This is a genomic window from Bowmanella yangjiangensis (assembly GCF_017255015.1).
Lineage (GTDB): Bacteria > Pseudomonadota > Gammaproteobacteria > Enterobacterales > Alteromonadaceae > Bowmanella > Bowmanella yangjiangensis.
On record NZ_JAFKCS010000714.1, the window covers coordinates 1 to 373 of the forward strand.

General features: G+C 61.7%; 1 protein-coding gene. It reads right to left on the minus strand.

The window, feature by feature from the left end:
• Nucleotides 1-92 precede the first annotated feature (92 nt).
• Nucleotides 93-373 (minus strand): hypothetical protein (locus J0A65_RS26375; protein WP_206597142.1); only part of this gene is annotated, 281 nt, incomplete at its 5' end.

Consider the following 373-nt stretch of genomic DNA (forward strand, 5'->3'; position numbering starts at 1 on the left):
ATGTAGTCCCCACGAAGGACTCATGCTGCAAAAGAAAACGCCGCGACTTCTATAGTCGCGGCGTTTTTTGTGCCCTGATCGAGGCGCCCTGCTCAGCTGGAGTAATCCAGTGCGGTCCAGACGCGGCTCAAGCCCTGCGCCAGCACGCAGTCAGGATTGCTCAACTGCTCGTTGAACGCTGCTGGTAGCAAGGTCGTGTCGCCTTCCGCCATGCCGTGCCGCTCGGTCAACCACTGCAGCTTGCCGCAGTTAGGCGTTTCGATGACGTAACTGGCCGCGATATTGGAGTGGGGGCTCGGCAGACGAACCACATCCAGCACCCTGCCCGCCTCTTCGACCCGGCGGCCATTGGACACCAGCACCGCCCAGGCCT